Annotated in this window: 8 protein-coding genes; all 8 read left to right on the top strand. The window is 58.3% G+C overall.

What is annotated here, in order from left to right; all coding sequences use genetic code 11:
- The first annotated feature begins 121 nt into the window (after positions 1-121).
- The 8 genes from LRX76_RS18775 to LRX76_RS12800 are packed head-to-tail and all read left to right on the top strand — an operon-like array spanning position 122 to position 5930.
- Entirely contained in the window at positions 122-508 is a 387-nt protein-coding gene (locus tag LRX76_RS18775) for a DUF2345 domain-containing protein (RefSeq protein ID WP_331716777.1), read from the top strand.
- On the top strand, positions 508-1395 hold the full coding sequence (locus LRX76_RS12830; RefSeq protein ID WP_231805832.1) for a DUF4123 domain-containing protein: 888 nt from the start codon (positions 508-510) through the stop codon (positions 1393-1395). The genes LRX76_RS18775 and LRX76_RS12830 overlap by 1 nt, the downstream gene beginning before the upstream one ends.
- Positions 1396-1414: 19 nt before the next feature.
- Positions 1415-1927 carry a DUF3304 domain-containing protein gene (locus tag LRX76_RS12825; protein WP_231805830.1) on the top strand — a complete coding sequence of 171 codons (513 nt, stop codon included), beginning with the start codon at positions 1415-1417 and terminating at the stop codon, positions 1925-1927.
- A complete protein-coding gene (locus LRX76_RS12820) occupies positions 1924-2472 on the top strand; it encodes a DUF3304 domain-containing protein (RefSeq protein WP_231805828.1) in 549 nt (182 codons plus the stop codon). Before LRX76_RS12825 ends, LRX76_RS12820 begins: the two co-directional genes overlap by 4 nt.
- On the top strand, positions 2469-3038 hold the full coding sequence (locus LRX76_RS12815) for a DUF3304 domain-containing protein (protein ID WP_231805826.1): 570 nt from the start codon (positions 2469-2471) through the stop codon (positions 3036-3038). The genes LRX76_RS12820 and LRX76_RS12815 overlap by 4 nt, the downstream gene beginning before the upstream one ends.
- Entirely contained in the window at positions 3035-3562 is a 528-nt protein-coding gene (locus LRX76_RS12810) for a DUF3304 domain-containing protein (protein WP_231805824.1), read from the top strand. Before LRX76_RS12815 ends, LRX76_RS12810 begins: the two co-directional genes overlap by 4 nt.
- Entirely contained in the window at positions 3559-4107 is a 549-nt protein-coding gene (locus tag LRX76_RS12805; RefSeq protein WP_231805822.1) for a DUF3304 domain-containing protein, read from the top strand. The genes LRX76_RS12810 and LRX76_RS12805 overlap by 4 nt, the downstream gene beginning before the upstream one ends.
- Complete coding sequence (locus tag LRX76_RS12800) at positions 4104-5930, top strand: DUF2235 domain-containing protein (protein WP_231805820.1); 1827 nt, start codon at positions 4104-4106, stop codon at positions 5928-5930. Before LRX76_RS12805 ends, LRX76_RS12800 begins: the two co-directional genes overlap by 4 nt.
- Positions 5931-6000 lie beyond the last annotated feature (70 nt).

Raw genomic sequence — 6000 nt, 5'->3', positions numbered from 1 at the left:
TCGGAATGGATGCGACACTTCCCTCCGATCCGCGTTGCATCTATGTGGGGGGCGACTTCGAGGCTCGGTATGCACGGGTAGATACGAGCATGCAGGTCGAGACGCAAGTGGCATAGAGATAGTGCAAGTCCATAGTCTTGCTGGCGGAACTAGCCGCAGCAGTGCGGGCAGATGCACTCGCAAGTTACGCCTACTGCAGACACGGGCAGCGGGCAGGGCAGCAAAGCGGCGATCGCGGCAGCAGCTCAAGGTGGTCAGCGCCAACGCGGCGATGGAACTGGCGGCGGACAAGATGGTGTACCTGGCCACCGTCGGCGGCGCCAGCGTGACGATCGAAGGCGGCAACATCACCTTCGCCTGCCCGGGCAACATCCGCGTGCATGCGGCCAAGAAGTCCTTCGTCGGGCCGGTGCAGCAGGCTTATCCGTTGCCGCAGTTCCCGCGCAGCAGTTGCCGGAGCTGCATCCTGGATGCAGCACGCCAGGGCACACCGGGGGTATTAGTCTGATGTATCGCTACGCGGTGATCGACAGTGCGCAGCGTCCGCATTTCCATGAACGGCTGGAGCAGCTTGGTGTGCGCTACTGCTCGCTGTTCGACGGACAGGCCGAAGAGAGCCTCAAGGAAATCGCGCCCTTGCTGGTCGAATACGGCAGCCCTGACGCGAATCCTAGGGTACCGAAGGAAATTGAGAAACTGGGTGCGCTCAAGCCTGCCGTCAGCGTACTGGTCAGCGATCTTGGACTGCATGAGCTTGCCAGGCATTTCCGCGATTTCCACCTGGTCAAGGTGCCGGAGCAGGGAGGTCGGGAAATGCTGCTGCGCTGGTACGACACACGCATACTGCCGGTCTGGTCGGATCTGCTGACCGCTCTGCAGCAGGCTGCATTTTTCAAGGGCATCCGGCAGTGGCGGTATTTCGATCGCTTTGGCGACATGCAGGAACTGGCATTGACCGAGCCACCGCCGGACGCGTTGCCGGCATTGCCGCCGCTGCGACTGGATCCGGACCAGTACGCGCGCTTGCTGGATGCCTGCGAGCCGGACGTGGCGATCGCGCAGTTGCGCCGGGTCATTCCGGACGAGATGCGCAGGGTTCCTGCCCATACCCTGTATCCGTTCGTCAGCGCGCACCTGGACGACTCCCGGGCGCATGGCGTGCAGAAGCTGGACGACCATGTGCAGTATCTGCTGCTGGCGCTATACACCTCGGGCGGGTTCGGCCGGCACCCGGCCGTGGCCGAACGCCTGGCCCGTCCATGCGATCAGTGGCCTCAGCCGTTTTCGGAATGGGTTACGGCACTGCCGGAGGATGTGTGGGAAAGCGGAAGTCCGCTATGGGAATCGCTGCCCGGCCCGGCTTCCGTCCAGCGCGTCACGGAGCTTCCGGCCTAGGCTGGAGTGGGAAAAGAACGTGTACCTGCCCGCTTCCCCCTACTACGATCTGCGCCGGCGTTGCGGGCATCTGGTGCTGATGGTCATGTTGCTGCCGGGGTTGACGGCTTGCTGGAAGAAGGAGTCCATTCCAGTGGGCATCGTGGGATACAACCATACCGACGTCACTATTGTTCAGTTTCTGATCAATGATGGTAATGGCGATTCAGCTCTGCGTCCGCATCAAGGAGGGGGAAGCACTTCGTGCTGTGCAATGATTCCGCGCCATTGGCGCCCGGCAATGACAGTCGAGATCAGTTGGACGACTGATCTAAGGGCCTATCACAAGCGGGTGATACCGATTCTAAAATACGATGAGGTCGGAGATTTGGCTGTGCATTTTCTCCGCAATGGTGAAATCAAGGTATTCGTAACCAATGTCCGACTCGGGCACCCAGACTATCCACTTACGGGACCAGAAGCGGCGCTGCGTGCAGGTGAAGACCCTATCCGGGATGATTGGAGAACCGACGGCAAGGGAGCGAAGAAATGACCAGCACGGGTACATTGCCGGCTGATGGCACATGGCATTTGACGAGAGCCGAAGTGCAACGCCCGGCGCGTTGGCGTTGGGGGATTGCGTTGTTGATCATGCTGCTGCCGATGCTGGCATCCTGCCGAGGAAAGGAGGAATCCATTCCCGTCGGCATCGTTGGCTACAATCATACCGATTTCACCATTGTTCAGTTTTTGATCAATGGCGGCAATGGCGATTCAGCTCTGCGACCACACCAAGGGGGGGGCACATCGTGCTGTGCAATGGTGCCAAACCGTTGGCATCCGGGAATGACGGTCGAGATTAGCTGGACGACCGACCTAAAGAATTTTCATAGAAGAGTAGTGCCGATACCAAAATACGAAAGGGTTGGAGACTTGACTGTCCATTTTCTCCGAAACGGGGATGTAAAGGTTTTTGTGACTGGGATATTCCTTGGTCATCCTGATTACCCATTGGCTGGCCCCGAGGCAGGCTTAAACCCTGGCGAAGATCCAGTGCGCGAGGATTTGCGGCTAGCTAAGGAGGGAGAAAAACAATGACAAGGAGTACGGTGGGGGCATTGCAGATGCCGGCTGGCGGCGGCTTGCGGCGTCTGACTGAGGCCAAGGCGAAGCATCCAACACGGTGGCGCTGGGTGATGGTGCTGTTGATCATGCTGCTGCCGGCATTGGCAGCCTGTCAGGGGAAAGACGAATCAGCGCCCGTCGGCATCGTGGGCTACAACCACACTGATACGACTATTGCTCAATTTTTGATCAATGGGGGTAACGGTGATAGCTTTATTGATGCGCATACTGGGGGAGGAAGTACTTCATGCTGTGCAATGATTCCGGACCATTGGCGCCCAGGAATGACAGTCGAGATCAGATGGACCACTGATCTGAAGACCTACCACAAGCTGACGGTGCCGATTCCAGAATACGACGACAAAGCCAATCACATGGCTGTACATTTTTTGCGTAATGGTGGGATCAAGGTTTATGTGAGCCATCTTTACTTGGGGCATCCAGATTATCCGCTGACAGGACCAGAAGCAGGCTTGAGCTTAGGGGAGGATCCGGTACGCGAAGACTTGCGGCAGGCCAAGGAAGGAACAACGCAATGACTGGGATTGTAACGAGCACATTGTCGATTCCAATCGATGGTGCACGGTGGCGCTACGCTATGGCGCTATTGATTATGCTGCTTCCGGTGCTGGGAGCTTGCCGAGGAAAAGAAGAATCCATTCCTGTTGGGATCGTGGGTTACAACCATACCGACACGACTATTGCGCAGTTTCTGATAAATGGAGGTAACGGCGACAGTTTTATTGATGCGCACACCGGGGGAGGGAGCACCTCATGCTGTGCGATGTTGCCGAACCATTGGCGTTCGGGAATGACGATCGAGATCAGTTGGACGACTGATCTAAAGATCTATCACAAGCGGGTGATGCCGATCCCAAAGTACGATGAGGTTGGGGATTTGGCTGTACATTTTCTCCGAAATGGTGAAATCAAAGTGTTCGTAACCAATGTCCGACTTGGGCATCCGGACTATCCACTGACGGGACCAGAAGCGGGGCTGCGTGCAGGTGAAGACCCTATCCGGGATGAGTGGAGAACCGACGGCAAGGGAGCAAAGAAATGACCAGCACGGGTACATTGCCGGCTGATGGCACATGGCATTTGACGAGAGCCGAAGTGCAACGCCCGGCGCGTTGGCGTTGGGAGATTGCGTTGTTGGTCATGCTGCTGCCGATGCTGGCATCCTGTCGAGGAAAAGAGGAATCCATTCCCGTAGGAATTGTGGGTTATAACCATACGGATTCAAATATATATCAATTTCTGATTAACGGTGGCGGTGGTGGTTCCGTACATTCTCACAGTGGCGGGGGAACTACGGTTTGCTGTGCCATGGTGCCGGCTCATTGGCATCAGGAAATGAAGGTCGAGATTGATTGGACGACTGACCTAAAAACCTTCCGGAAACGAGTGGTGAATGTTCCAAGGTACACCCAGGTGGGGGATTTAGCCGTTCATTTTCTCCGCGATGGGGAAATAAAGGTATTTTTAACTAATGTCCGACTCGGGCATCCAGAATATCCGCTGACGGGACCAGAAGCAGGGCTGCGTGCAGGGGAAGACCCTATCCGGGATGAGTGGAGAACCGACGGCAAAGGAGCAAGGAAATGACCGATACGGGTGCGTTTCCGATGCCAGCCGATGGCATGCGGCGCCTGACTGGAGTCGAAGCGCAGCGCCGCGCTCGTGCATTGGCCTGCCTGCGCGACAAGAGTTCCGAGTGCCAGGGACAGGTACACGTGAACATTTTCTTCGATGGCACCGGCAACAACCGTGATTGGCCAGGAACCTTCGTTACCGGTAAGACTCGCAGTACGCAGACACAACTGATACGTAACGGCCATAGTAATGTGGCGCGCTTGTTCGACGTTCGCTTGAGAGAAGAGGAAAACGGCTTCTTCAATTACTATATCCCCGGTGTGGGTACGCCCTTTCCGGATGTAGGTGACACCAGCCAAGAGGGCGACACTCGGGGCGGCGGTGCAGCGCTATACGGCGCCGACCGCATCCATTGGGCGATTCTCCAGGTCTTCAATGCGGTTCATTTCTACCTGACAGGTGCGCCTCTGATGCCGCCTGCTGAAGTGAAGTCGCTAGCCAACACGATGAGCAGGACGCGCCTGCTCGAAGGCCCTTTGCGGCGTTCGCTGCTGACATCCATCGCCCGGCGCCTGGAAAACGTGGTCAAGAATCACCAGCGTCGCGTCAAGTCGGTCAATATTTCGGTGTTTGGCTTCTCGCGCGGTGCGGCGCAGGCGCGAGCCTTTGTGCACCGGCTCTACGAGATCGCCGAGGTCTGGGGCAGCGGATGCGGCTACAACGTGGCCGGGGTGCCGATGCAGCTGAGCTTCCTGGGAATCTTCGACACGGTGGCTTCGGTGGGATTGGCGGGGATCAGCCGGGTGTCCGACGGCAAGTGGGACTGGGCCGCGGGCGAGATGATGAGCATCCATCCCGAGGTCAGGCAGTGCGTGCACTTCGCCGCCCTGCACGAGCAGCGCATCAACTTCCCGATGGACCTGGCTGCGAGCGGCAGGGAAGCGCTTTATCCGGGCATGCATTCGGACGTGGGCGGCGGTTATTCGCCGGGGTCTCAAGGCAAGGACTTCGTCGATGGCAAGGTTGATGGCACGGCCAAGCTGGCGCAGATTCCGCTGATCGACATGCATCACGAGGCGATCAAGGCGGGTGCGTTGCTCAAGACCATGGAGGAGATACGGCAGGATTCGATCCGTGCGCAGCATTTTGGTTGCCATCCACAACTGATCCGCGACTACAACGCCTGGCTGACGGGCCACGGCGCCGGTGGCGGCGTCCATGCCGAGCAGATCCGCGCGCATTGCCGCCAGTACGTGGCCTGGAAAGGGATGCGGCTGTGGAATGGCGAGGGGAGCTTGCTGCAACAGCCGTTCTTCAAGCAGGCAGACGGCGAGGACCAGGTCGACCTGGCCAACGCGCAACGCGATTTCGCCAACCTGGTGCGCAACCTGGCGCAGGGAAAGAAGGACATGGCGTCCTATCGGGCGAACCTGGCCGAGATCGATGACCGTATCGAGGTCGGGCGCAGGACGGGACGTCCCGTTTTCGTACCGGTACCGCGAGCATCCCAGGAGGCGTACGACTACGCGAAGATCCCTGCGGAGACGAGCCAACTGCTGGATCTGGTACTCGACCATGCCCCCGTCCCCGAGGCAAGCGCGGTGCTGTTCGACAATTACGTGCACGACTCGCTGGCGGGCTTCTATATCGGCACCTATACGGAGCTGAATATCCCGGCCGTCAGCACCTATGGCTACCTGCGATACCGGGGAGTATTCAATATTGCCGGCAGGCAGCGGCAGGAGTGTCGCGATCCGTCGTCGTTGCCTCCGGCCAACGTCCCCGATATCGGAACAGCGTTCCAGCAGATGGGAGCTGCGATGGGCGGCTTTTAATGGCTGGCTTATAGACACGTCGGAAGCTCACCGTCAGGCGAAGCAGTCTAGGACGGCAACATCACCTTCG

Source organism: Stenotrophomonas sp. MMGLT7 (genome assembly GCF_021168555.1).
In the GTDB taxonomy this organism is placed as follows: Bacteria; Pseudomonadota; Gammaproteobacteria; order Xanthomonadales; family Xanthomonadaceae; genus MMGLT7.
Note: the sequence above shows the minus strand (reverse complement) of the source record. Positions and strands in the feature narration are given on the sequence as shown.

Coding starts and splice junctions, on each gene's coding strand:
- LRX76_RS12820 (WP_231805828.1), top strand. CDS start 1,924: ATGACCAGCACGGGTACATTGCCGGCTGATGGCACATGGCATTTGACG.
- LRX76_RS12830 (WP_231805832.1), top strand. CDS start 508: ATGTATCGCTACGCGGTGATCGACAGTGCGCAGCGTCCGCATTTCCAT.
- LRX76_RS12805 (WP_231805822.1), top strand. CDS start 3,559: ATGACCAGCACGGGTACATTGCCGGCTGATGGCACATGGCATTTGACG.
- LRX76_RS12815 (WP_231805826.1), top strand. CDS start 2,469: ATGACAAGGAGTACGGTGGGGGCATTGCAGATGCCGGCTGGCGGCGGC.
- LRX76_RS12810 (WP_231805824.1), top strand. CDS start 3,035: ATGACTGGGATTGTAACGAGCACATTGTCGATTCCAATCGATGGTGCA.
- LRX76_RS12800 (WP_231805820.1), top strand. CDS start 4,104: ATGACCGATACGGGTGCGTTTCCGATGCCAGCCGATGGCATGCGGCGC.